The sequence below is a fragment of the Micromonospora sp. NPDC049679 genome (genome assembly GCF_040659735.1).
Lineage (GTDB): Bacteria > Actinomycetota > Actinomycetes > Mycobacteriales > Micromonosporaceae > Micromonospora_I.
The window spans coordinates 108,618-134,311 of sequence record NZ_JBFANZ010000014.1 but is presented as its reverse complement, the minus strand read 5'-3'; the positions used below and the strand labels follow the sequence as shown (position 1 = coordinate 134,311).

Below are 25,694 nucleotides of genomic sequence, written 5' to 3'. Positions count from 1 at the left end.
ACGCGGCGCCACCGCTACGAGCACGGTGACGCTCAACGGGCCGGGCACCTGCACCATCGAGGCCAGGCAGAGCGGCAATGCCAACTACCAGGCGGCCGCGATGGTTGTGCGCCACTTCCAGGTGACCAGGGCGGTGCAGACGATCGATTTCCCGCAACCGTCCACCGTGTCGCTCGCGACCGAATCGATCACCCTGACCGCCACCGCGTCGTCCGGCCTCGGCGTCAGCTACGCCAGCACCACGCCGACGGTCTGCACCGTCGTCGGCCCGGCCAGCGCCCGCGCCAAGGCCGCTGTTGCCGCGACCATCACCCTCGTGTCGCGCGGTGAGTGCACGATCGAGGCGAGCCAGGGCGGCAACGCCAGCTATCTGCCCGCGTCCGCGGTCTCCCGCACCTTCACCGTGAAGGCGGCGCCGCCGGCGGGTACGCCGGACACGCCGACCGCGGTGACCGCCGCCGCCGGGGTCTCCTCGATCACCGCGACGTGGACGGCGCCGGTCCCGACCGGCGTCACCGTCACCGGTTACACGGCGTTCGCCGAGCCGGGCGAGGCGACCTGCAGCACCACCGGAGCCACGACCTGCGTGCTGGGCGCCGAGGCGGGCGTCACCTACCGGGTGCGGGTCATCGCGCACGCCGCCACCGCCGACTCGCTGCCCAGCGAGGCGTCGAACGAGGTGACCCCGACCGCGCCGAAGACGCCGGCCGAGGTGCCGACGACGACCCTGACGCTGACCACCGACAAGGGCGACATCAGCACCGCGACGCCGGGTCAGACGATCGTGATCAAGGGCACCGGCTTCGCCCCGTTCTCGACCGTCACGATCACCATCTACTCGACGCCCATCAGCCTCGGTTCGGTGGTCACCGACGAGAACGGCGACTTCAGCATCGCCGTCAAGGTGCCGACCGAGCTGGCGCCGGGAAACCACACGTTCATCGCGCAGGGCGTCGCTCCTGACGGCTCGCCCCGCGTCATGAAGCTGGCGGTCACCGTCGGGCTGCGAAATGTCTCCGACACATCTGACAATCTGCCGATGACCGGCAGCGCGCTGACCGGAATGTTCCTCGTCGGCATCGCGGCCACGGTGAGCGGCGCGGCGATGTTCACGCTGAGCTTCCGGCGGCCCCGCCGGATGAACGGCATCCCGCAGGCCGGCTGACCTCCCTCGGAGCTCAGTGACATCACATGCGCCGGCCGGGACCCCGCGTCCCGGCCGGCGCTCTCGTGCTGTCCCCCGATGCGCGACGGTGTCGCGGCATGTTCATGGCGCTGTCGCCACGGCGTCGCTCAGCCCGCCGACCGCAGCAATCTCGGCAGTGGCCGGGCCTCGCGGAGCATCTCGGTCGCCATCTCCGGCGGCACCGGCCGGGACAGCAGGTAACCCTGCCCCTGCTGGCAGCCGAGGGAGAGCAGCAGCGCCCGCTGTTCCGGCGTCTCGATACCCTCGGCGACCACCTGCAGCCCCAGCGAATCGGCGATGGCCAGGATCGCCCGGACGATGCCCCGGTCGGTGTCCTTCTCGGTCACTCCCGCGACGAACGAGCGGTCGATCTTCAACGCCTCCACGGGGAGCCGCTTGAGATGGCTGAGGTTGGAGTACGAGATGCCGAAGTCGTCGAGGGAGAAGTGCACCCCTGCGGCGCGCAGCGTGGTGGCGAACTCGGTCACGTCCGTCCGGATCGAACTGTGCTCGGTGATCTCCAGCCAGACGTCCGTCGGTTGCACCCCGGCATGCTTGATCACAGCGAGGGTGTGCCCGGCCAGATCCGGCTCGCGGAGCTGCGTGGCCGACAGATTGACGCTGATCCCCAACCGCTCCCAGCCCGGCAACCGCTGCCATGTCGCGAGCTGGCGGCACGACTCGGCGAGCACCCAACTGCCGATCGCGGCGATCGAGCCGGTCTCCTCGGCGAGCGGGATGAACACGTCCGGTGGGATCATGCCGCGGACCGGGTGGTGCCAACGCAACAGCGCCTCGAAGCCGAGGATACGGCCGCCGGCGAGGTCGAAGATCGGTTGGTAGTGCACGCTGAACTGCTCGCGATCGAGTGCGCGGACCAGTTCCGACCGCAGCTCCAGCCGGTCCAGCGACCGGTGCGAGGCCGCCTCGTCGAAGACCTCCACCAAGCCGGGACCATTGTTCTTCGCCGCGTACATCGCCGCATCGGCGTCGCGGAGCATCGAACTCGGGGTGGCCCGATCCGGCACGCCGAGCACGCCCCCGACGCTGACCGAGATCTCCACCCGTTCGTCCCGGAGCAGGATCGACTCCTCCAGCGCGCGGACGATCCGCCGTCCCACGTCCTTCACGTCGCCCAGATCCCGGACCCGCTCCAGCACCACCACGAACTCGTCGCCGCCGAACCGGGCGAGCAGGTCGTCGGGGCGCAGGCAGCCACGCAGCCGGTCGGCCACCTGGAGCAGCAGGTCGTCACCGGCGTCGTGCCCGAGCCGGTCGTTGACCTCCTTGAACTTGTCAAGGTCGCAGAAGAGCAGCCCGACCGGATGACCGCCCGGCCCGGCCAGCGCCTCATCGAGCCGCTGCTTGACCAGCGCGCGGTTGGCCAGCCCGGTCAGCGGATCGTGTGTGGCGCGCCGCCGGAGCTCGTCCTCCAACTGCTTGCGACCCTCGATCACACGGGAGGAGAGCACCACCGTGCTGTGGTCGGACGGCGCCGGCCGCAGGGCAGTCTCCACCCAGAGCCAGTTGCCGTGTCCCGTCCGGAGCCGGTATTCCACCTTCGGCGACCGGGCGGCATCGGCCAGGGCGAGGTACACCCGGTCGCGGTCGGCGGGGTGCACCAGTTCGGAAAGGGCCGTGCCGAGCAGCCCGTCGGGCTGGTGGGCAAGTTCCCGACCGTACGACGGCGAGGCGTAGACGAACCGCCCGCCGGCATCGGCCACCGCGATCAGATCGCTGATCGAGTCGGTGATCAGACGCAGCGACTCCTCGCTGCTGCGCAGCGCCCGGTAGAGCCCGGCGTTGCTCATCGCGGCGCCGAAGTAGTTGGCGAAGATGGTCGCCGTCTCCACCGCATCGGTGAGGAACGGACGCCGCGCGTCGCGGAAGGCGTACAGCAACGCCACCGGAGCGCCGTCGCGCATCACGGGCACGCAGAGCACAACCCGTTCGGGATCGAACGGCGAGTCCCCCCGGTACGCCTCCCCCCGTACGGCCGCGAACCAGCCCGGGAGCTGCGCCGCAGACGCGGGCCACCGGGCCAGTCCGTCCGCCGCGTCCGCGACCCGCGGCTCGGCCAGATCGCCGTCGATGGTCACGATCTGCACACCGTCCGCGTTGATCAGCTGCGGCAGAAGCGTGGCGGTCTCGGTGAAGAGTGCCGGCAGCTCCAGGTAGCGGCTGAGCCGGTGCCCGGACTGCGCCAGCCGCTCGACCCCCACGCCGCGTTCCCGGGCTTCCACGGCGAGCCGGAGCCGGGCCGCGACGGACGAGAGCACCTGAAGCTCGGTCGGCGGGAACGACTCCCCCGTCCGCCGGAACAGGAACAGAAGCTGGTCGCCGGCGTCCGGCCCGCTCGAGACCGGCACCCACACGCCGGACCGCACGTCCAACTCCGCGAGCCGGGTCGGAATGTCCGCCCCGATCAGCTCCGCGCCGGCGTGCGTGACGGCCTTGCCCTCCAGCAGCGCCTCGGCCGCACCGCCGGTGAGCGGCCAACCCGTCTGGAACACCGGGTCGTTCTCGGGCAGCCCACAGCAACTGGTCACCATGAGCCGACCGGCGGCCGCCCGTCCCATCCCGACGACGTCGGCGGAGAAGACCTGGGAGAGCACGATCAACGTCTGCTCGACGAGCTGCTCCGGCGTCGAGGGTTGACCGAGCACGGTGAGCACCCGCACCATCCGGGCGTTGTGCCGGTAGGCTTCGCTGACCGCCCCGATCGCGGCGGAGAGCTGCAATTTCAGCTCCTCCACCTGCTCGGCGTCACCGATCGCGTCACGTGCGCTACTCATTCACGCCACCTCACAGAGCGAGTGCGGTGAGAGTCGCGTTGTGGTAGCCGGACACGCCGGTGCTCCGCGCGAACTCGCCGTACGTGTAGAAACCGAAGGTGGGCACCGGTCCGGCCGCGGCCTGCAGCCGGGTCGCCTCCTCCGGCGCGCGGTCACGCAGGATGTCCATCCGCGCCGCGCAGCTGAAGGTGAGCATCACCCGGGGGTCCTCGACGGCGAGCGCGTCGGCCACCACGGGCCCGCAGACGTCGAGCAGGTCGTCCTGGTCGGCGGACATGATCTGGACCGCGCTGAACGGCGGCAGCGGCGTGAACGTACGGATGAGCCCGTCGTCGTCGACGAAGGCGCCACGGATGAGCTGGGTGCCATCGGGCTCGATCAGTCCGAACGCGTGCGCCGAGTGGTATCCCTGCGAGCGCGGGGTCGGCAGCTCCTGCATCGGATCCTCGTACCGGAAGTTCTCCTGGTAGACCTCGAGCGCCGGGCGGCCGGCGATCTCGTGCACGACCGGACCGTCCACGTTCGTCACCAGCAGCGGCATGCCATGCGACTGCCAACCGTGACCGGACACCACCCGCAGCGGGCGCGGCGCGTCGATCCAGACGGCGACCGCGCCGTCGCCGAACACCCGGTCGTCGTGGAAGACCAGGGTCTCGGTCAACTCGCGGTCCGCGGCCGCGGCGCCGCCCACCACCGGCACGGCCGCGCCGGTCACCTGGTAGATCCCGTTGAGCAGCCCCTGCGGGTCGCCGGCGAGGCCATCGGAGAAAACCAGCAGAGCGCTGTGCGGACCTCGGGTTGGACCGGCCGCGGCCATCGCGCCGCGGCTCACGTCGCGGCCCGCGGAAAACGCGTCCGCGCGCATCCCGGTGACCGACGCCGCCCCGAAGCGGTACGGGCCGGCGCTGAGCGCCAGCACGGAGACGCCCCGACCTGGCTCGATGAGGCGCCCGGTGGAGAACTGGCCACTGCTGCTGGCGCCGGCCAGCGGCGCGTCACCCGTCACCGCGCGGACGGCAGCCAGCAACGCCGGCAGGTCGTAGCAGGCGGTCGCGTACATCAGCACCAGCGCCGGCGGCTCACCACCGAGCCCGCGTACGGCCTGCTCGGCGGCGCTCCGGCCGGCCTCGACGGCGTCGCGGTGTTCGCTGGTGCCGACTCCCACTCGTAGATCGGTCACGATGGGGTCATCGGCATCCGGAGGACCGAAGTGAGACGTACCCCTCCCTCCCGGATCTTCACTACGCGGTGACCGTTGCCACACGACAACGCCTCGCGCCCGGGTGAAGACATCTTCAGCCGCTCCCTCCCGTGCCGCGGGCGCGCCGATTGCGGCGTTCCGCTGCGCCTTCACCCGCCAGCGGCTCATGATCGGTCAGGGGGTCGCCATGGCAGGGACACGACGATGACGGGGTCGATCAGGCACGCTGACGGCACCGGGCCCGGCTGATCACACCCGCGCGGCCGCCCGCCACCGCGCCCCGCCGATGTTGCGACCACCGATCGAACCGATGCTCGCGAAGCCCGTCGACGCGCTGCCCCGGGGCGCCGGCTGCGTCTTCGAACCCAAGTTCGACGGATTCAGGGCGGTGGTGTTCCGCCAGCCCGAGCAGATCTTCGTCCAGTCCCGCGCCGGGCGGCCCCTGCACGGCTACTTCCCCGACATCGTCCGGGTCGTACGCACGGCGATGCCGCCGGGCGTCGTGCTCGACGGCGAGCTGATCATCTGGGCGGGCGACCGGACCGACTTCGGGCTCCTGCAGCGCCGGCTCGGCGCGGGCAGCACGGTGGGGCGCCTCGCCCGACAGCACCCCGCCCACCTGGTCGTCTTCGACCTGTTGCAGGGCTCCGACGGCGCTCCCCTGCTGAACCGGCCGCTGGCCGAACGGCGCAGGGCCCTGACCGAGCTTCTCACCGACCCGCCGCCCGAGTTGGTGCTCTGTCCCCAGACGACCGACCGGGAAGAGGCCGCCGAATGGTTGCGCGGATGGCACGCGGCGGGGGTGGAAGGGGTGGTCGCCAAGGGCGCGTCCGGCCGCTACCTACCCGGACGGCGCGGGTGGCTGAAATACCGGCACCGGACCACGACGGAGGCGATCATCGGTGGTGTCACGGGACAGCTCGGCCAGCCGGAGACGCTGCTGCTGGGGCGGTACGACGCCCAGGGCCGGCTGCGTTACACAGGGCGCAGCCACCCACTGAGGGCCGCGCAGCGGCGCGAACTGATCCCGTTGCTGCTGCCCGGCGCGGCACAGACCACCGGGCACCCGTGGCCGCAACCGCTCCCGGCCGCCTGGTCCGGGCAACTGCCCCATCCCGAGCCGCTCCCCTACCACCAGGTGCCACCCGTGCTCGTCGCCGAGATCTCGGTGGACACCGCCTTCGAACAGCACCGGTGGCGTCACCGCGTGCACCACCTGCGCATCCGGATGGATCTCGGGGTGGACGACGTGCCGCCGTTGGCGGGGTGACCGAACGTGTCGCAGCCGTGCCGCGGGCGTCGACGCCGGGTGGGCCCGCGGTTCGTCTGCGGTCAGCCGTTCCGGCAGGGTTTCCAGAATGGTCGGAGGGACCCTCCTCAACTGAGCGGAGGATGGGGCACGGGCTCTTCGCCGCGGTATTCATAAATTCGTCGTAGTTCATCCCGTCGGACCCCGCGCGACCGCGCACAAACGGCACTCCACCAGCCCAGTAATCACGCTACGTAACGCAAAGTCGTTGCCACATAACACATTCCGGCCCATCGCGCGACCCGGTTCGGGCTTGATGGCTGATCTCGATCCGGTAAGCTGGCGCGCGGTCTCCGCCCGGCGGCGCCCCCTCGGCGCCGGCGGTGACCGCCGCCTAATCGTCCCCTGGGGGCGAGCCGGGGAACCACCGCACGTGGGGTGAATCCGCTACTCGCGGTAGGGATCGTTCCGTCCCGAACCCGTCAGCTAACTCGGCAGGCGGCCGATGGGAGGAACGTAGATGACGGCATTTGTACGTCGGCGGGGCTCACTGGCCGCAGCGCTGCTCGCGGTCGTGGTCCTGCTCTCCGGGGTCGCGATCACCCCGGGCGCGGCCGCCGCCGCACCCAGCACGCCCGGCAACGAGGGGAGCACCCCCCTGCTCCGCGATGTCCTCGAGTCGACCGGTCGCGGATTCGTCGAGGCGAAGAACGCGGTGGCCAACTCGCGGAAGCGGCAGTTGCAGCTCTCGCTGGAGCTGCAGAAGTCGCAGGAGCGGATCGACGCGCTCCTGCCGGAGGTCGGGCACGTCGCGACCACCGCCTACCGCACGGGTCGGATCGGCCCGATGATGATGCTGCTCAACAGCGCCAACCCCGACGACTTCATCAGTCGCGCCGAGGGCCTCGACATGATGGCCATGCGCGACAACCAGAAGCTCGAGGAGCTCAACAACAACCGCGTGCAGGCGGAACGCGCCAAGGCGGCGATCGACGCCGAGGCAGCCGAGCAGCAGAAGCAGCTCACCGTCATGGCCAAGCAGAAGAAAGAGGCCGAACGGGCGCTCCAGCTGGTCGGTGGAGAGGTGACCGGGGGCTTCGTCAGCGCCACCTCACCGGTCGCGCGGCAGGCGCCGCGCAACAGCGACGGCTCCTGGCCTCCCCAGTCCTGCAGTCAGGACGACCCGACCACCTCCGGCTGCATCACGCCGCGGACGCTGCACGCGCTCAAAGAGGCCAAGCGGGCCGGCTTCACCCGGTTCGTCGGCTGCTTCCGCACGGGTGACATCTTCGAGCATCCGAAGGGTCGGGCCTGCGACTTCTCCATGCAGGCGAGCGGCTTCGGCGGCGACGCGACGGGCAGCGCCAAGTTGTACGGCAACAATCTCGCCGCGTTCCTGGTCCGCAACGCGGACAAGCTGGGCATCCTCTATGTGATCTGGTACCGGCAGGTCTGGTTCCCGGCCACCGGCTGGAGTGCGTACACCCTCGCCGGCAGTGACCCTTCCAGCGCCCACACCAACCACGTCCACCTGTCTCTGCTGTAGAGCGCCCGGACGTCCTCAGTCCGACTTGGCGGCGCGCCGCGCGGGCGCCCGGCCGGGTGGCTGCTGGAGCGGAGGGCCGGCCGGCTCCGCGGCCGGCACCGGCCGGATGATGGGCCCGTCGATCGTGACGGTCAACTCCTCGCCATGGTGCTGCAGGTCGATCGTCGCGTCGGGATCTCCGTCGCGGAGCGAATAGGTGACCTCATGCGGCTCCACGTCCACGCGCAAGCGCATCCCGTGCCAGATGAGCGAGAACCCCAACCGGGTGACCCGGCTCGGTAACCGGGGCGCGAAGGACAGCTTGCCGCCGTGGTCGCGCATCCCGCCCAGTCCGGCGACGAGCGCGATCCACGCGCCGGCCAGCGACGCCACGTGGATGCCGTCGCGGGTGTTGCGGTTGATGTCGTGCAGGTCCATCAGCGCCGCCTCCCCCAGATAGTCGTGGGCGAGTTCCAGGTCACCGACCTCAGCGGCGAGGACCGACTGGGTGCAGGCCGAGAGAGACGAATCGCGGACGGTACGTCGCTCGTAGTAGGCGAAGTTGCGCACCTTCTGCTCGTGCGTGAACGCGTCGCCGCGCACATGCATCGCCAGCACCAGGTCGGCCTGCTTCACCACCTGCTTGCGGTAGAGATCGAAGTACGGGTAGTGCAGCAGCAGTGGGTAGTGGTCCTGCGGTGTCGCCGCGAAGTCCCACTCCTGGTGCCGGGTGAACCCCTCCGACTGCGGGTGCACCCCGAGTTCCTCGTCGTACGGGACGTGCATCGACGTAGCGGCGTCCCGCCAGGCCGCTGTCTCCTCGTCGTCGACACCGAGCGCGAAGGCGCGATCAGGATGCCGGATCGCGGCAGCGGCCGCGCCCAGCAGATTCCGCTGCGCCATCAGGTTGGTGTAGATGTTGTCGTCCACCACCGCCGTGTACTCGTCCGGACCGGTGATCCCGTCGATGTGGAACAGGCCGTTGCGGTCATGGTGTCCCAGCGAGCGCCAGAGCCGTGCCGTCTCCACCAGCAACTCCAGCCCCACCTCCCGCTCGAACTCGACGTCCGAGGTCACCTCGATGTAGCGGAGGACGGCGTCGGCGATGTCGGCGGCGAGATGGAAGCCGGCGGTGCCGGCCGGCCAGTACGCGGAGCACTCCTGGCCGCGGATGGTCCGCCAGGGGAACGCCGCGCCGCTCAGCCCGAGAGTGCGGGCACGCTCCCGCGCCAGGTCCAGCGTCGAGTGCCGCCAGCGCAGCGTCTGCGCCACGGCCGCCGGCTGGGTGTACGTCAGCACCGGCAACACGAACATCTCCGTGTCCCAGAAGTTGTGGCCGTCGTATCCCGGGCCGGTCAGGCCCTTGGCCGCGATCGGCCGCAACTCCGCGCGGGCGCCCGCCTGGAGCACGTGGAAGAGGCCGAACCGGACCGCCTGCTGCACCTCCGGGTCGCCCTCGACCAGCACATCCGAGGTGTCCCAGAAGGAGTCGAGGAACTCCCGCTGCTCGGCGCAGAGCCCCTCCCAGCCCGAGTAGCGGGCTCCGGCCAACGCCGCTCCGACCTGGTCCCGCACCGCCGGAAGCGAGCGCCGGCTGGACCAGCCGTACGCCAGGAGCTTGACCACGCGCAGCCGCTGCCCCGGCTTGAGCTCGCAGGTGATCGTGGTGCGCACCCAGTCGTCGAACGCCTCGGTGCTGACCGAGATGTTCTCCGGGCCGTCGACCTCGTGCCCCATCGCCGCCGCGACCCGCAGCCCGCTCGCCTTCGTGCGATGGATCATCAGGCCGCCGTCACGCTGGACCAGCCGCTCCTCGACCTGGAGCGGCTGGTCCAGCACCGCCGCCACCCGCGGGTCCTTGCTCTGCTCGGGCAACTCCTCGTTGGCGACCAGCTCGGACTGCACGATGATCCGCGACGGTTCGTCGACGGCGACCTCGTAGCAGATGGCGGCGACGGCGCGCTGGGTGAAGGAGACGAGCCGGGTGCTGCGGATGCGCGCGGTCCGCCCGGCGGGCGAGCGCCACTCCAGCCGCCGGTCGAGGATGCCGGCCCGCAGGTCGAGCACCCGCTCGTGGGAGATCAGGTTTCCGTAGCGCACATCGAACGGCTCATCGTCGACGAGCAACCGAATGGGTTTCCCGTTGGTGACGTTGACCATGGTCTGGCCGGACTCCGGGAAGCCGTAGCCGGCTTCGGCGTACGGCAGGGGCCGCAGTTCGTAGAATGAGTTGAGATAGGTGCCGGGCAGCCCGTGGGGTTCTCCCTCATCGAGGTTGCCGCGCAGCCCAATGTGGCCGTTGGCCAGGGCGAACACCGACTCCGACTGGGCCAGGACGTCGAAGTCCAGCCGCGTTTCCCGCACGTGCCAGGGCTCAACGGGGTAGGCCCGTTCCCGGATCACCGCACGGCTCCTACGAGCAACTCCCCCAGATCACTCACGACGACGTCGGCCCCGTTGGCGCGAAGCTCATCCGCGCTGCCGTTGCGGTCGACGCCGACCACGCAGCCGAAGCCGCCGGCCTGTCCGGCCGACACCCCGGCGAGCGCGTCTTCGAACACCGCCGCGTTCTGCGGGGCCACCCCCAGCAGGTGCGCCGCTGCCAGGAACGTGTCCGGATGCGGCTTCCCACGCAGCCCGTGCTCGCGCGCAACGATCCCATCCACTCGCACCTCGACCAACTCCTCAATGCCCGCGGCTACGAGCACATCGCGGCAATTGGCGCTCGCCGACACGACCGCTCGGCGCATGCCGACCCATCGCGCTGCATGCAGGTAGGCGACCGACCCGTCGTAGACCTGCACGCCGTTGTCATGGATGCGTCGCAGCAGGATCTCGTTTTTACGGTTGCCGATGCCGACGACCGTGTCAACGTCTGGCGCGTCTTCGGCACTTCCCTCTGGGAGCACCACTCCGCGCGACGCGAGGAAGGCGCGCACCCCGTCGGCACGCGCCTTGCCGTCGACGTACTGGGCGTAGTCCGGCCCAGGGTCGAACGGCCGAAACGGCTCGGCGGTGGTCGCCGCCCGCTTTTCCAGGAAGGCGTTGAAGACCTCTTCCCACGCCGCGTTGTGCACGCGGGCGGTCTGAGTCAGGACGCCGTCAAGGTCGAAGAGACAAGCCGTCACGTGAGCGGGCAGACCCAGCACGCACTCAATCTAGCGGGGGCGGTGGCCGACCATAGGCCTTTCTGTCGATGCTGCGCCCGCCACGCCGAGCACGTCCGGCACGCGCCGTCCCACGCGCCCGAGCCGGCGCCCGCCGTCGCATCCGCCCGGCGTCACGGTGGCTCTCCGCCGACGTCGCGCGAGCCTGCCGGCCGCGACCTCGTGGCCGGGCCGGTCCAGCCGGGTGGTGGCGTGTACGGCACCATCGCGAGCCGCTTGGAGGCGATGTCGGCGCGGACCGCCAGTGGCACGGCCCGGTCGAGGAGATCACCGAAGGCGGCGAGCACCACGGCCCCCGGGGCCGTCTCGCCGAGGGTGACGATTCGACCGCCAGTAGCGTACGGAAGGGCTCAGCGCGAACGGCTCACCCGGGCTGCCGAAGAACGGCCGCAGGGTCCAGCCGAGCTGCGTGCCGACGAACCCGAACAGCAGGATCCAGACGTACAGCAGCGTCGTGCGCGCCGGGCGCTGACCGGCCACGCCATGCTGCTGCCCCGGCCGGGCGACCAGCACCGGCCGCTGCACGCCGAGCGGGACACGTCGAGCTGGCCGTGACCCGGCCGGGTCGGCGCCGCAGCGGGAAGCTGGTGGACCGGCGCGGGCTGCGCCGGGGCCGGGGTGACGGTCGCGGGGACCGCGGCGGCCGGCGACGTCGCCGGCTCCCCGGCGGGGGCCGGCGTCAGCAGACCGTGGTGCTTGAGCACCTGCATGCCGCCGGTCAGGAACCGGAGCCCGACCACCGCCGACAGCGTCATCACCGCCACATCGAGCAGCTTGAAGAAGCCGTAGTCCGGGGCGGTGATCAGAAAGAACAGACTGATCGGCGCGAAGGCGACGGCCAGCATCTGTCCGGTGAGTCGGTTGAGATCACGTTCCTCGGTGATCCGCTGCCGGATGCTCTCCCGGTCGCGCAGGATCCGTTCGATCACCAGCACGCCGGGCCCGTTGGTCGACACGAAAGGCCTCTCCATTGAGGAGTGACCACACAGGACCGAGCTGACCGACGGCAGAGCGGCGCTCGGTCAGCGCCACCCCACATCGATACGGTCGCCGCGCTCGTCGAAGAAGTGCAGCGCGTCCATCCGTACGGAGACGGCGAGCGGATGCCCGGGGGTCACCGCCGGATAGGGCGCCAGACGGACCGCCAGCTCCGCCGGCCGCCGGTGGTGCCGCCCGGGGTCGTTCAAGACGCTCGTACGCGACCCGGCGGGGCGTACGACCTCGGCGTCCGGAGGCGACGCCTCGCCGCCCCGGCCGGTCAGCCGCTGCATCGCGTTGCTGAAGCGGCGCAGCGGTCCCGAGCCGCCCGCCTGCTCCGCGGTCGGGCCGCCGAGTTCATCGACGATGATCGCGGTGGCCCCGACGTCGAGAAAGGCGAGCGACTCGTGCCCGTGGTGTTCGAGATAGCGGATCCGCCCCTGCAGCACGTCACCGCCGGCGTCGGGCGCGACCGGGGTCAGCGCCTCGGCCCGCATGCCGACCACGATCCGCTCCCCGTGGTAGTGCGCCACGGCTCGCGCCCGGATGTCGTCCCACGGCAGGTAGAGCGACTGCTCGCCCAGGTTGAGCGTCACGTAACGGTCGAGGTGGACGTAGACCGACGCCTCGAGCAGGTTCATCCGCGGGCTGCCGAGGAACGCGGCGACATAGAGCGTGGCGGGACGCCCGTAGACCTGGGTGGGGGTGCCCACGTCCTGCAGCACGCCCTTGCGCATGATCGCCACCCGGTCCGCCATGGTCAGCGCCTCGGCCTGGTCGTGCGTGACGTAGATCGTGCTCACCCCGAGCTCACGGACGAGCCCCGAGATCTCGGCGCGCAACTCCGCGCGCAGGCCGCTGTCCAGATTGGAGAGCGGCTCGTCCATCAGGAACAGTCCCGGACGACGCACGATCGCCCGGCCCATCGCCACCCGCTGCCGCTGTCCGCCGGAGAGCTGGCTGGGCTTGTGCCCGAGTACATCGCCGATGCCCAGCGCGCTCGCCACATCCGTCACCCGCTCACCGCGCCGCACCGGCTCCACGCCCGAGAGTCGCAGTGGAAACGCGATGTTGTCGCCGACGGTCATGTGGGGGTAAAGCGCGAAGTCCTGGAAGACCATGGCGATCCGACGGTCGCGCGGCGGCACGTCGTTGACCAGCGCGCCGTCGAACATGACCGCCCCGCTGCTCGGATCCTCCAACCCGGCGACCATCCGCAGCACCGTCGACTTGCCACAGCCGGAAGGACCCAGCAGCACCATGAACTCACCGTCGTTGACGTCGAGACTCACGTTGTCGACCGCCACCGTGCCGTCCGGGAAGACCTTTGTGACGTCTTTGAGCGCGACGGTGGTCACCGGCACCTCCCCAACTCGCTGCAGACCCCGGAATGACTGTGTCCAGGATCACGCAGCGCGCCTATCGGGTGAACGTGCCATGTTCACACTGTTACGGGGCCGCTACCCGGCTTGGGGGACCGTCCGCTTGGCGCGGGGCTGCCGCACCACTCACGCTCGCCGGTGCCGCCGCGGGACCCGACCGCGAGCGGGTCAGCTCAACGGGGCCCGGTGCCCCGCCGCCCGAATCGCCGCCGGTCGCCGTGCCGAACTCGGCGTGCCGCGGCAGTCCGGTCCACTGCATCCCGCTGTCACGCAGGAAGTATTCGAGGCCGGGATCCCAGGTGTGGCCATCGGAGCGGCGGTGGTAGACGTAACCGAGCGGGTGGGTGCGGTAGATCAGGCCACCGGCCCGCCTGACCCGGTCGATCAGGCCGCGGTCGATCGACCTCGGCACCGGGCGCCAGCCGCCGACCTGCTCCAGGTCACCACGACTGATCAACATCGTGCCGCCGGCCACCACCTGCACGTACGCCTCGGGCCGGCCGGCCGCCCGGCGGACAGTCGTGTCGAGCGTCTGCAGGTAGACGAACTCGGCGCTCTTGCCGACCATCGCGGCGCCGGAATGGTGCCGCGCCAGCACCAGGTCCCACACGTGTTCCGGCCCGTACGTGTCGTCGTCGTCGAACTTGGTCACCAGGCTGCCGCGCGCCCGCGCCGTCGCCTCGCCGATCGCCTCGCCGAATCCGCGATCGGCGGGGAGATTGAGGAGTTCCACGTGCCGCGAACAGCGCGCGACGACATCGCGGAGCTCCCGGGGCAGCTCGACCCCGTGCAGGCAGAGCACGATCTCAAGGTTGGGATAGGTCTGCTTCTCGATGGCGGCCATCGCGTCGACGACGTAGTCGAGTCGCTTGGTCACCAGCAGCGCGCTGACCGAAGGCGGCTCGGTGAGCGCCGGAAAGGCGCCGGCTCCCAGCGGCGGCAGCGCGAACCCGGTGGCGTGATGACGCAGCGCGGCGCGCCGCTGGCGGACGACGCGCACCTCCCACTCGAACTCGGATTCCTGGCTCCCGGGCAGCGGCGCCGTGATCAGATCGCGGAGCTCGTCGGCCAGGTGCGCCGCGCAGGCGGCCGGGAGCTGCGGAACGTGCACCAGCACCCCGACCATCGAGAGTCGGACCAGCAACGCCGCCTCGGCGAGCGGATGGGCGCCCGGCAGGGCGGAGCACGTCAGCAGGCCCAGCTCGGTCAGCGCCTCGACCGCGTCCTCGCTCAGCAGCGGATGGTCGAGCCGGCCGGTGCAGATCACGCCGTCCGGCCCGGTGATCCGCCACGCGCGTCCCTCCGCCGAGCCGGTGAACGTCAACTCGGCCCGCGGCGCGGCCGTGCCGAACGGCCCGTACCTGCCGGCCAGCAACGCCCGTTCCACGTCGATGACGACGGTGCTCGGCCGGGTGCCGACGGCCACGCCGGACGACTCCCCGGCGAGCACCGAGGCGTAGTTGTCGCCGGCCGGGACGGGCGGCTTTCCTTCGACGGGCGGCTCCGGCTCGGCCGACGGCGCCGGGGCGCCGGTCGCCGTGAGGACGACGTCGTGCGGGCGGATGTCGTCATTGCGCGGGAGATCGCCGGCGACGGCGGAGATGTTCTGGCCGACGCCGAGCCAGGACGGCAGGACATCCTGGGCGGTGATGTCGGGACTGGCGGGATGGGGCATCGGCCGAACCGGGGTCAACACCGGCAGGACCGCGGCAACCACCGTCCGCAAGGGGATCGACCAGCGCAGTTCAAGATCGATGACGGCCCGTCCGTGGTCCTTCTTGGGCATCCGGATCCGCTGCCGCAGCAGGTGCGGCAGCGGACCGAGCCGCCCGGACCAGCCGCGTTGGGGGATGTGCCAGGAATCGACCACGATGGTGATCCGCCGGACCTTGACGAGCGACGCCGGGTCCTGCAGAAGGTGGCCCAGCCAACTCACCGACTCGGCCGTCACGAGGGTACGGATGACGCGGTCGCCGGCGGCCGGCTCGGACTTGCGCTCGCCGTCACGCGGCAGCTCCGTCACGCGTGCACCCCACGACGTGGGCTGTCTCAGTCTCCGCCACTTGGCCTTGCGGTCGCCGATCACCACGTGCCAGCGCAGATACCTCTGCGACATGCCCTTCGACAAAATCGATCCTCTCTCGCGTCCGCGCCGTGCACCCGCTGACCGGACGGGCCGGCCGGAACACCCCCGCTTCCGCACGTCGCGGAGACGCTCCATCGGTCGTGCTCCAAGCGTACGTGCGTCGAAATTGGCGGGCCCGCCCGGCCGTCCGGGCCCGGTCGGTCGACTCCGCCGCTTCGCGGGAAGAGAAACCGGGCCGGGAGGCGATAGCTACACTGTCGGTCGTGTCGAGCCCCAGCCCCCACGCCACCGCATCAGATGAGCAGCCGCCCCGGGTGGTCCGCAACGACTGGAGCTCTCTGCGGCCGCCCGCCCTCGGCGAGTGGCGGCCGACCAGATCGGTCTCCGTTGTCATCCCGGCGTACAACTGCCAGGAGTCGCTCAACAACACGTTGGCTTCGCTGAGCTGCCAGACCTACCCCGACGAGTTGCTCGAGGTGGTCGTCGTCGACGACAACTCCGAGCCTCCGCTGGAGCTGCCGAAGATTTCTCCCGCGAACTGCCGCGTCGTCCGGGTCGCCGACCACTCCACGGGATGGGGTCGGGCCAACGCGTTGCACGTCGGCGCCACCAACAGCACCGGCGAGATCATCCACTGGCTCGACGCCGACATGGTGGTCTTCCCCGAGCATGTGGAGGCGCAGGTACGTTGGCACCACGTCTCCGACGAGGCGGTGACGCTCGGCTACAAGCGTTTCGTCAACACCGGCCGGACCACTCCGGAAGAAGTCGTCGACCGCTGCGCCGCGAACACGATCGATCAGCTCTTCCCGTACGAGGACACCGAGCCGCACGACTACGTCGAGAAGCTGATCGACGACACCGACCAGTTGCGCGGTGGCGACCACCTCAACTTCCGGGCCCACGTCGGTGCGACCGCGGCGCTGACCCGTGCGCTCTACGAGGAGACCGGCGGGCTCGCCACGGAGCTACGGCTGGGCGAGGACACGGAATTCGGCTACCGGCTCGCGCAGGCCGGCGCGGTGTTCATCCCCGAGCCGCTGGCCCGGAGCTGGCACATGGGCCCGTCCAACATGATGACCAGAGGGCCGGCGCTGCGCCGCTACAACCACCCGTTCCTGGCCGATCTGATGGCGCAACCCCGCTATCTGCGCCCCGCCGCCAACCGCGCGTGGGCGGTGCCGTTGGTCACCGCCGTCGTGCCCGCTGACGGCGGCTTCGAACTGGTGCGGACCTGCGTCGACCGGCTGCTCGCCAGCGACCAGACCGATCTACGCGTCCTGCTGGTCGCCGACTGGGCCGCCGTCACCGACGAGCGTCGGTCGGTGCTCCAGGACCCACTGCTCGACCGGCGGCTCCTCGCGGTGACGTACCGGTCCGAACCCCGGGTGCAACTGGTGCAGGATGCCCCGCCCACCGCGTACCCGTCGCCGTTCCTGCTGCGCGTCCCGGCCCGGTACGGCGTCGAGGTCGACACGGTGCGCCGGTTGCTGAAGGTCGCCGACGAATGGCAGGTCGGGCTTGTTCGCCTGCTGCCCGCGGGAGCCAAGTCGCCCGATCAGGCCATCGCGCTCTGGCGCACCTCGGCGCTGAGCCGCGCGCTGCGCGTCCGCCGTCCCGGCGAGGCGCTGGAGCGGGCGGTCGCAGAGGTCGCCGGGGAGCGGTGGGTCAGCGGCGAGGATCTCGGCGTCGTCGACCTGGCTCTGCTCTCCGAAGCCCAGCTCGTCTCCCCGAAGCCCCGGCTGCTGTACCGGCCGGGGAAGCGGGCGAAAAAGGGCGCGGCAGTGGACGAGACGATCCCGGTCGGCGGCATCCGGTCGCTGGCCGCCGCGACGGGCTTCGTGACCCGTCGGTACGCCAGCGGCGCCGCGCGGCAGGTCCAGCGTCGCCTCGCCCGGCGGCCGGACTCCGGAAGCTGACACCGATCGTGGGGCGGGACCGCTCGCCCCACGATCAGTTCCGGCCGGAACCGACCCGCAGCAATAGCCGTCCCCAGTCCGCCGCGGCGAGTTGCAGCCGCCGCCCGCGACGCGACACGTCGCTGGGTAGGGCACGCCGGGCGGCGGTGCGGCACCGTAGATCCACCAAATCGGCCTCCGCGGCGCTGCGGTAGAGCAGCTGCCAGTCACCGGCCGCCAGTGCCGACGCCCCGTCGAGCTCGACCCGCACCGACCACTGACCGTCCGCCGTCGTCCGGATCGGCACCACCCGGTCAGGCTCGGGCTCGATCGCCGGGTCGGCGGGCTGGCCGGCGCGGAGCACGAGCGCCAGGTCCGCCCCATCGGCATGCCACCCGGCCGGCAGCTCGCCGGAGAGCGAGAGCGATCCGTCGCGCGCGAGTGCCGCCTGCGACGCCAGCGGCCCGGGCGGCAGAGCGCGCAGGCAGAACGTGTCGTCGTCGGAGCACTGTGCGATCAGCTCCACGTCACGGACGGTCTCCCGCACGTCCGGGCAACCCGGGGCGAACGGCAGGTCGAGCGGCTCGTCCTCGCCGTCGCGGTAACAGACCCGCCAGCCCTGCCCTGCCTCGCCCGGGATGATCCGCCGTCCCGGCAGTCCGCTCCCGTCGACGAGGTCGTCGAGGGGGATGCGGGCGGACCACGCGGTGCCGTCAGGGACGGGCCGGACCGGATAGGACCGCCACGTCACGCCGCGCACCGCGCAGAGTGACAGCGCGGCGGCCACCGGCCGTTGCGCGGCCCCGCCCTCGACGATCAGGTCGCCGTCCGCGAACCGCAGCGATGTGACCCATACCCGCGGACGTTCCACGCGCAGGCGGAGCTGTCTGTTGCGCACCTCGGGCACGATGCGCACACCCTCATCCACCCACCGGGCGGGCAGGGTGGGCAGCCCGTCGCCGATGCCGAGCAGCCGGCGACCACTCCCCAGCACCGCCACGTTGAACGCCCACTCCCCCTCGACCCACTCGTTGCGGCGGCGCAGCCGGCGGGGATCGACAACCACCGAGAAACCGGACCAACCGTACGGAACAGAGCTGGGGACCTGGTTCGTGCGACGGGAGAAGGTGGGCAGCAGCACCCCCCTGCGTCGACCGGAGATCTCCCGCAACCACAGCAGGCGGGGGCTGCTCCACGGCCGGCGCGCACCCTTGGCCGCGTCGTACGCCGAGCCACGCAACCGCAGCCCACCACCGCGCCACTGCAGGTCGTGCACCTGGGTGCGGAGCCCGCCGGGGATCCGGTAGAGCGCCCTCGGCAACTCGGGGTGATCGGCGTCGAGCAGCGGCAGCCGCAGGTAGGTGCCGCGGCGGCCGCGCAGGACGGGCGGGGTTGCGCCGCCACGGCTCGCCGCGACAACGGCCAACAGGTCGGGCATCTGCCGAAGCCTGGCCAGTCGCCAGGCCACCCGCAGACGGGGCACGAGCCGGTTGATCACCTGGTGGTCGTCGACCCGGCTGAGGAAATCGCCGGCCAGCTCGAGAAAGCGGTCGCGGTAGGCGACATCGACGTCCGGGAGCAGATCCAGGAACATGCGCAGGTCGCTCTGCAACGCGGTCTCGTCGTACCAGTTCTTCATCGCCACGTCGCCCAACCCGGCCAACGCCCGGCTCGCACTGTCGACGGCGGCGAACCGGTCAACCAGGTTGGAGATCTCCATCTGCCGCTGGCTGATCGACTGCTCGCTGCCGGCCTCGCGCTGGCGCCAGTAGTAGACCGGAAGGTCGATCACGTCGACGGCGCCGGCCAGGGCGTACGCCGGGATGGTCACCGGAATGTCCTCGTAGCGCACCCCCTCCGGGAAGCGCAGGCCGTGCTTCTCCCAGAACGAGCGCCGGAAGACCTTGTTGCAGGCGAGCCGGTCGTAGACGAGGTTGCGCTGGTCGCTCAGGCGGACACCGAGGCGGGTGTGCCGGTGGGTGCCGCGATGCAACGGCGACTGCCGCAGGCCACGCGAGGTCCACAGGGCCACGTTGCCGGAGGCGAAGTCCGATCCGCTTCGCTCGAGCGCGCCGACCAGCACCTCGAACGCGTACGGCGGCAGCACGTCGTCGCTGTCGACGAACGCCAGGTAGTCGCCGGTCGCCGTCCGGATGCCGGCGTTGCGGGCCGCCCCCAACCCCTGGTTCGCCTGGCGGAGCAGTCGGAAGCGCGGGTCCTGCGCCGTCCACTCCTGCGCGACCGCCGCGCTGGCATCGGTGGACCCGTCGTCGACGAGCACAATGTCGAGGTCGCGGTAGGTCTGCCCGGCCAGCGAGGCGAGACACTCGGCCAGATACCGCTCAACGTTGTAGATGGGCACGACGACGGTGAGCAGCGATCGCATCGGTCAGCCCGCCTCGTCGAGCAGCACCCGCCGCACCACGCGCTCGGCGGCGTGCCCGTCCTCCAACGCGCAGAACCTCGCCCGGAACTGGGCGCGGCCCTTGTCCGCCGCGTCGCTGTCGACGGCGCCGGTCCGGAACACGTCGAGCAGATCCGGGAAGGTGGTCGCGACCGTGCCGGGCGACTCCGCGGTGATGTCGAAGTAGACGCCCCGCACGATCCGGTAGGCCTGCCAGTCCGGCGCGTAGATGACGATCGGCCGGTCCAGGATCGCGTAGTCGAACATCAGTGACGAATAGTCCGTCACCAGCACGTCGGCGGCCAGGTAGAGCTCCTCCACCGAGGGGTAGGCCGAGACATCGTGGACGCGTTCCGTCGCGCGGTTCTCGGCGGACGCCCCCGTGCGGTCGTGGAAGTAGTGGCTGCGCATGAGCAGCCGCCCGTCGGGGCCGAGCGCCTCGACGAACTGCTCCGGGTCGAACGGCGGGTGGTAGCCGGGATGGTGCTCGCGGTGCGTGGGCGCGTAGAGCACCACCCGCTCTCCCGGCTCGATGCCCAGCTTCGCGCGCGCCTGCGCGACGTCCTCGGCGGTCGCCGTGGCCAGCCGGTCGTTGCGCGGATATCCGGTCTCCAGCGTCTGGTAGCGGCACGGGTAGGCGCGCTCCCACATCTGGGTGGTGAAGCTGTTCGCGGTGATGCTGAAGTCCCACCGGTCGGCCCGGCGCATCTGGCCCGCGAAGTCGTCGTCCTGCACGCCGCCCGGATATGCCTGCTGGTCGAGCCCCATCACCTTCAGCGGCGTGCCGTGATGCGTCATCACGTGCACGGAGCCGGTTCGCTTGATCACCGGGTTCGGCCAGTTGACGTTGTTGATCAGCCACTTCGCGCGGGCCAGCGCGCGGTAGTAGGCGAACGAGCCGGCCACCACGTACTCGACCCCGTCGGGCATCGTGCCCACCTTGTCGCGGCGCACCACCCAGACGCCGCGTACGTCCGGAGCCAGCTCCCGGGCCTTCTCGTAGATGGCGGCCGGGTTGCAGGTATAGCCGCGGTACCAGTAGGCGGCGTAGAGGGCGAGCCCTGAATCGATCGGCAGCCGCAGTTGGGTGCGGTAGTAGGCCTGGAACAGCGCGTCGCGCAGCTTGCGTGCCCCGCGCCGGCCGGCGCGGACCACCCGCCGCGCGGGCGCGTGCGCGCCCCCCGTCAGCACGTTCTTCGCGCGGAACGCGAAGCGCAACGCCCGGAAGGTGCGGTCCCGCCCACCGGCGACCAACCGGTGCTTGAGCCCGTCGACCCCACCCGGGGCCGGGTAGCCGCCGGGCGGAAGGTATCGGTGGTAATGCGCGGTCATCTCGGCGAAGAACCGGGCGCGCAGCTCCGGCGGGAGCCGGCCGTCGTTGCCCCGCACCATGAGGAAGTGCCAGATCATGCGCCGGAACAGCAGGGGTCGCAGCTGCGCGGCACCCGGACGGGAGTCATCGAAGCGGTCGAAGACCTGCGCCCAATTGGGGAAGATCGCGAAGTGGCCGTCACCGACCGTTCTGGTCGCCGCGCCCTCGCGGCGTTGGCGGTAGTAGACGGAGACGCCCTCCAACAGCGAGATCCGGTCCGCCGCCATCAACAACTGGTACGTGAACGGCACGTCCTCGTACCAGCCGGCGCGGAAAGCGAACCCAATGCTGGTGAGCAGGCTCCGGCGGATCACCTTGTTCCAGGGCACGTGCAGGATGTCGATCGCCTGGGGCCACTGCGCCAGCGTGAAGACTCCAGGCGCGAGATGGAAGCCGCGGCCCTGCACACTCGGCTCGATCCGACCGTCCCAGTGCGCCCGCACGTAGTCCACGATCAGCACGTCGGCGTCGGTCGCCCGGAGCCGGTCGGCCACCGACCGCAGCGCCCCCTCGGCGAGCCAGTCGTCGCTGTCGACGAACCAGACGTACTCGCCGGTCGCCTCCGCGACGCCCCGGTTACGCGCGGGACCCTGCCCCTCGTTGCGCTCCAGCGTGATCACCCGCACCCGCGGGTCCCGCGCCGCGTACTCCGCGAGGATCTCGCCGCTGCTGTCCGGCGAGCAGTCGTCGATCGCGATCACCTCGATGTCGCGGAACGACTGTTCGAGGATCGAGTCCAGGCACTCCCGCAGGTAGCCCTGCACATCGTAGACGGGCACAACGAAGCTGATCAGTGTCATCCGTTCCGTCCCTCGACGGCCCCGTCCGCGGTGATGGCCAGGGCGTGCGCGCTGTCAGTACTCCCCGGCGCGCGCCGGGCGCCGGGCGTGGCCGTCGCCCAACCAGCGATCGAACCCACGGCGGACATCAGGAAAAGATACGCGGCGAGCGCGGCTACGGCGATACCGGTGACCCCCGCCACTGCGGCGGCCGACAGGAGCAACACCCGCCCGTCCCAGCCGAGCGCGGACGCGAGCAGCGGGCGGGGCGCCGCCCGCTTCTCCAGCCGGGCGGTCAGGTCGTAGTGGTGCAGGGTCAACACGAACAGCAGGGCGAATGTGAACGGCCCCGGAACGCCGGCAGCCACCGCGACCGCGATGACGAAGAGGTATTCGGCAGCCCGCAGCGCCGCCGGCACGAGCCAGTCCAACGCCCCGGCGTGCGGCGCACCCGAGCCGAGACCGCCGGCGAGAAGCAGCAGCACCGCCCCGACGGCGAGCACCGCGAGCCACGGCAGCTCGACGCCGCTGGCCTGCGCGAGCGCTGCCGCGAGCAGGCCGGCCGCGGCCAGCACGGCGACCAGGGCGAGCGGCAACGGGCCGGGCCGCCGCACAGCGGCGCGGCCGATCAGCCGGGCCAGGAACCCGTCGTCGCGGTGCATCGGGGTGTCGACGGTCGACATCACCGGCACCCGCATCGCGCGGGCCCGCAGAGTACGCAACGCGAACGTGTAAGCGAATGCCAGGACACCCCACGCAAGCACGGCGACGAGGCTGACCAGGGGATTGAACAGCGCCACGGTGAGCGCGATCAAGGCCCACCGCTCGCCGATCGGGAAGACCACGGTGCGCTTGAGCCAGTACGACAGCGAGCCGGTGTCGGCCTGCACGCGGGTGGACGCCCGGCTGAGCCGCTCCCCCAGTCCGCCGGCCGTCCCAGCCGCGCGGGGACGGCGGGGCGCCTCGTCATGCAGCGCGCCGTACCAGGTGTCGGTCATGTGCCGCACGGTCTGCAGCACCATGGCGGCGATCGCGAGCGCCCATCCGTTGCCCAGGCCCGCCCGTTCCACGCCGATCGCCAGGCCCGCGTAGACCAGGTATTCCTTGGCCCGGTCCGCCATCGTGTCCAGCCAGCCGCCGAAGACGCTGAACCTGCGGGTGTAGCGGGCGACCTGCCCGTCGACGCAGTCGAGGACGAACCCGAGATAGAGCAGGACCCCGCCCAGCACCAGCGCCGGCCGGTCCCCCACCGCGAAGAGGACCGCGGCGGCGATCGCGAAGAGCACCGAGAAGGCGGTCACACCCGACGGACCGAGGCCGATCCGGGCGGCCAGCCGGGTCACGTACGGGGACCAGGTGCTGACGAAGTACGTGGTGAAGAAGTCGTCCTTCTCTTTGACCGAGAGCTTCAGCTCGGCGGCGTCGGAGTCGACGGCGGCGACCGCGGCTTCGGCCGCAACGACCCCGGGCTGATCGGTGACCCGATGCGCCACCAGCAGCCGTATCCGGTGGGCGAAGATCGTGGTGTCGGCCTGGACGAACCGCGTCAGCAACCGGTCCAGTGCGGAGGCGTCACCGGGCGCCTCGACGGCGCGGGCCGCGTTCGCCAGCGTCGGCAGGTCTTCCGGGCCGACGCGGAGCGCGCCGCCGAAGACACCGGTCGGTTCGCCGGACAACCCGGCGCCGACCGCCGTGACCTGGCCCCGCTCCTCCTGCAGCGCCGCGGCCCCGACCACCCCGTCCGTGAGGACCAGGGCGATCGTCGGTCCGACCGGGCTGGTAACGAGATGGCGCAGCACGGCGGTGTGCGCGACCAGGTCCTCGGTGCAGAGCAGCAGGGTTTCGCCGCTCTGCGCCAGCCGGGCCACCTCGTCGAGCTCGGTGGTGACCACGACCTCGCGGGCGCCGGCGGCGCGGAGCTGTGTGGTGAGCCGCTCGCGGAGCGGGACGCCGTCACCCGTGCGGAGTTGTGCCGCCGGAGCGGCGGCGGTGAGCAGGACCGCCAGCGTCACGTCCGGACCACGTTGTTGTACGCGTCGAGCGCTTCCCGCACCGTGCCGTCAACCTTCAACCGCCCGGCGTCCATGTAGAGACCGCGGGTGCAGAAGCGGGTGAGGTCGTTCTCGTTGTGCGAGACGAGCACGAGGGTGCGCCCCTCGGCGAGCAGCCGCTCGATGGTCTCGTAGCACTTCTTACGGAACTCGGCGTCACCGACCGCCATGACCTCGTCGACGAGCAGGATCGGGTGCTGCAGCTGGGCGATCACGGAGAAGCCCAGGCGCACCTTCATGCCGGACGAGTAGTGCCGCACCGGGGTGTCGATCGCCTTCTGCACCTGCTCGCCGGCGAAATCGACGATCTCGTCGAACTTCGCCTTCAGGTACGACGGGCTGAGCCCGTGCAGCGAGCCGACGAGGTGGACGTTTTCCCGCCCCGTCAGGTCGTTGGAGAAGCCAGCGGAGAGCTCCAGCAGCGGAGCCACCTCGCCGCGCACGGTGATCGAGCCCTCGTCCGGAATCAGCACCCCCGCGACCAGCCGGAGCGTGGTGCTCTTACCGGTGCCGTTCTTGCCGATGACACCGACCGCCTCACCCGGCTGAATCTGGAACGAGACGTTGCGCAGCGGCCAGAACTCACTCGCGCTGGGCTGCCGTCCGCCCCGGTGGATGAACATCTCCCGGAGCCGGAGCTGACGTCGGCGGTTGCGGACGAAGCGGATGCCGAGGTTGTCGGCTTCGATGATCGGCTTACTCACTACAGCTCCTTGAGCACGGCGGGCTCGAGGCGGCGGAACACCCACAAGCCACCGAGGAACAGCACGAGGCTGCCGACTACGGAAGCGGTGAGCGGGCCGGCGGAGGGGAATTCGGAGGGGTACCAGATGGCGCGGTGCAGCTGGAAGATGCCCACGAGCGGGTTGAACTCGTACGCCACCTTCAGCCATCCCGGCATCTGTGAATTCTGCACGAGGGAGAGCGGGTAGATGATCGGGGTGGCGTAGAAGAGCACCCGCGTGATCAGGCGCATCAGCCGGTCGACGTCGCGCAGCAGCACGTTGAGCGACGAGAGGAGCAGCGCGACGCCGGTCAGGAACGTGAACTGCAGGAGGATCGCGAGCGGCAGCGCCAGCAGCGTCAGGCCGAAATGCAGCTCACCGAAGTAGGCCGCGAGCACGACCAGCACGGGCAGGCCGGCGACGTATTCGGCGAACCGACCGATCACCCGGCCGAGCGGGAATACCTCGCGCGGCACCTTCATCGTCGTGATCAGCCGGGCCTGGCCGGTGAGGGCGCCGGTTGCCTCGCTGATCGCCGAGTTGGTCCACATCCAGGCGAAAATGCCGGTGATCAGGAAGAGCGGGTAGGAGGCCTTGGCCGCGCCCAGGTGCTCGCCGGTGCTGTAGAGCACACCGAAGACGAACCAGTAGATCGCGCCCATCGCGAGCGGCTCGATCAGCGACCAGAAGTAGCCCAGCACAGACTGCTGATACTTGACCGCGAGATCCCGACGAACGAGCAACCGCAGCGCGTTACGGTGGGACCAGACATCCGTGACAGTCGACGTCACCGCCGCCTCCCATCCGCGGGAGACGGCCGGAGCCGGATGCGTTGGCACGATCGACCGACGTGCTCTGACCGGATCACGTGCCGACCTTTCCCGGCCGCCGCGCGC

16 protein-coding genes, 1 pseudogene and 1 riboswitch are annotated in these 25,694 nt (G+C 70.9%); of the genes and pseudogenes, 4 read left to right on the top strand and 13 right to left on the bottom strand.

What is annotated here, in order from left to right; translation table 11 throughout:
• Positions 1-1,165 (top strand): fibronectin type III domain-containing protein (locus AB0J06_RS12155; RefSeq protein ID WP_357427524.1); only part of this gene is annotated, 1,165 nt, incomplete at its 5' end.
• A 128-nt stretch (positions 1,166-1,293) separates the two neighbouring features.
• On the opposite strand, the gene AB0J06_RS12150 is transcribed toward AB0J06_RS12155, so the two are convergent.
• Together AB0J06_RS12150 and AB0J06_RS12145 are read right to left on the bottom strand one after the other, a co-directional pair.
• On the bottom strand, positions 1,294-3,981 hold the full coding sequence (locus AB0J06_RS12150) for an EAL domain-containing protein (RefSeq protein WP_357427522.1): 2,688 nt from the start codon (positions 3,979-3,981) through the stop codon (positions 1,294-1,296).
• A 10-nt stretch (positions 3,982-3,991) separates the two neighbouring features.
• Positions 3,992-5,161 carry an FIST N-terminal domain-containing protein gene (locus AB0J06_RS12145; RefSeq protein ID WP_357427520.1) on the bottom strand — a complete coding sequence of 390 codons (1,170 nt, stop codon included), beginning with the start codon at positions 5,159-5,161 and terminating at the stop codon, positions 3,992-3,994.
• 331 nt (positions 5,162-5,492) lie between these two features.
• Here AB0J06_RS12145 and AB0J06_RS12140 point away from each other — a divergent pair, with 331 nt between their 5' ends.
• Both AB0J06_RS12140 and AB0J06_RS12135 read left to right on the top strand, forming a co-directional pair.
• The gene (locus AB0J06_RS12140; RefSeq protein WP_357427518.1) at positions 5,493-6,452 is read left to right on the top strand and encodes an ATP-dependent DNA ligase; all 960 of its coding nucleotides are present in this window, start codon (positions 5,493-5,495) and stop codon (positions 6,450-6,452) included.
• Positions 6,453-6,812: 360 nt separating this feature from the next.
• Positions 6,813-6,948, top strand: a riboswitch (cyclic di-AMP (ydaO/yuaA leader).
• Positions 6,949-6,951: 3 nt separating this feature from the next.
• The gene (locus tag AB0J06_RS12135; RefSeq protein WP_357427516.1) at positions 6,952-7,977 is read left to right on the top strand and encodes a hypothetical protein; all 1,026 of its coding nucleotides are present in this window, start codon (positions 6,952-6,954) and stop codon (positions 7,975-7,977) included.
• Between the two features lie 15 nt (positions 7,978-7,992).
• On the opposite strand, the gene AB0J06_RS12130 is transcribed toward AB0J06_RS12135, so the two are convergent.
• From AB0J06_RS12130 to AB0J06_RS12105, 6 genes and pseudogenes are all read right to left on the bottom strand, one after another.
• Entirely contained in the window at positions 7,993-10,359 is a 2,367-nt protein-coding gene (locus tag AB0J06_RS12130; RefSeq protein ID WP_357427514.1) for a glycoside hydrolase family 65 protein, read from the bottom strand.
• On the bottom strand, positions 10,356-11,105 hold the full coding sequence (locus AB0J06_RS12125) for a beta-phosphoglucomutase family hydrolase (RefSeq protein WP_357427512.1): 750 nt from the start codon (positions 11,103-11,105) through the stop codon (positions 10,356-10,358). Before AB0J06_RS12125 ends, AB0J06_RS12130 begins: the two co-directional genes overlap by 4 nt.
• Positions 11,106-11,273: 168 nt before the next feature.
• Positions 11,274-11,467: pseudogene (locus AB0J06_RS12120) on the bottom strand (DUF4442 domain-containing protein); the annotation flags it as partial.
• A gap of 6 nt (positions 11,468-11,473) precedes the next feature.
• Positions 11,474-12,079, bottom strand: a complete 606-nt coding sequence (locus AB0J06_RS12115; protein WP_357427510.1) for a hypothetical protein — start codon at positions 12,077-12,079, stop codon at positions 11,474-11,476.
• Between the two features lie 66 nt (positions 12,080-12,145).
• On the bottom strand, positions 12,146-13,459 hold the full coding sequence (locus tag AB0J06_RS12110; protein ID WP_357427508.1) for an ABC transporter ATP-binding protein: 1,314 nt from the start codon (positions 13,457-13,459) through the stop codon (positions 12,146-12,148).
• 91 nt (positions 13,460-13,550) lie between these two features.
• Positions 13,551-15,506 carry a glycosyltransferase gene (locus tag AB0J06_RS12105; RefSeq protein ID WP_357427506.1) on the bottom strand — a complete coding sequence of 652 codons (1,956 nt, stop codon included), beginning with the start codon at positions 15,504-15,506 and terminating at the stop codon, positions 13,551-13,553.
• 326 nt (positions 15,507-15,832) lie between these two features.
• Here AB0J06_RS12105 and AB0J06_RS12100 point away from each other — a divergent pair, with 326 nt between their 5' ends.
• Positions 15,833-17,488, top strand: coding sequence for a glycosyltransferase (locus tag AB0J06_RS12100; protein ID WP_357427504.1), 1,656 nt, complete (start codon positions 15,833-15,835; stop codon positions 17,486-17,488).
• Between the two features lie 34 nt (positions 17,489-17,522).
• Here the strand turns inward: AB0J06_RS12100 and AB0J06_RS12095 are convergent, their stop codons facing one another.
• From AB0J06_RS12095 to AB0J06_RS12075, 5 genes are read right to left on the bottom strand one after another with little or no spacing between them, the layout of a single operon-like run.
• Entirely contained in the window at positions 17,523-19,853 is a 2,331-nt protein-coding gene (locus AB0J06_RS12095) for a glycosyltransferase (protein ID WP_357427502.1), read from the bottom strand.
• 3 nt (positions 19,854-19,856) lie between these two features.
• On the bottom strand, positions 19,857-22,043 hold the full coding sequence (locus tag AB0J06_RS12090; protein WP_357427500.1) for a bifunctional glycosyltransferase family 2 protein/CDP-glycerol:glycerophosphate glycerophosphotransferase: 2,187 nt from the start codon (positions 22,041-22,043) through the stop codon (positions 19,857-19,859).
• The gene (locus AB0J06_RS12085) at positions 22,040-24,019 is read right to left on the bottom strand and encodes a DUF5941 domain-containing protein (RefSeq protein WP_357427538.1); all 1,980 of its coding nucleotides are present in this window, start codon (positions 24,017-24,019) and stop codon (positions 22,040-22,042) included. Before AB0J06_RS12085 ends, AB0J06_RS12090 begins: the two co-directional genes overlap by 4 nt.
• Before the next feature lie 11 nt (positions 24,020-24,030).
• Complete coding sequence (locus AB0J06_RS12080; RefSeq protein WP_357427499.1) at positions 24,031-24,777, bottom strand: ABC transporter ATP-binding protein; 747 nt, start codon at positions 24,775-24,777, stop codon at positions 24,031-24,033.
• Positions 24,777-25,589, bottom strand: a complete 813-nt coding sequence (locus AB0J06_RS12075; protein WP_357427496.1) for an ABC transporter permease — start codon at positions 25,587-25,589, stop codon at positions 24,777-24,779. The genes AB0J06_RS12080 and AB0J06_RS12075 overlap by 1 nt, the downstream gene beginning before the upstream one ends.
• Positions 25,590-25,694: the final 105 nt, after the last annotated feature.

Coding starts and splice junctions, on each gene's coding strand:
- AB0J06_RS12150 (WP_357427522.1), bottom strand. CDS start 3,981: ATGAGTAGCGCACGTGACGCGATCGGTGACGCCGAGCAGGTGGAGGAG.
- AB0J06_RS12135 (WP_357427516.1), top strand. CDS start 6,952: ATGACGGCATTTGTACGTCGGCGGGGCTCACTGGCCGCAGCGCTGCTC.
- AB0J06_RS12095 (WP_357427502.1), bottom strand. CDS start 19,853: ATGCGATCGCTGCTCACCGTCGTCGTGCCCATCTACAACGTTGAGCGG.
- AB0J06_RS12140 (WP_357427518.1), top strand. CDS start 5,493: ATGCTCGCGAAGCCCGTCGACGCGCTGCCCCGGGGCGCCGGCTGCGTC.
- AB0J06_RS12090 (WP_357427500.1), bottom strand. CDS start 22,043: ATGACACTGATCAGCTTCGTTGTGCCCGTCTACGATGTGCAGGGCTAC.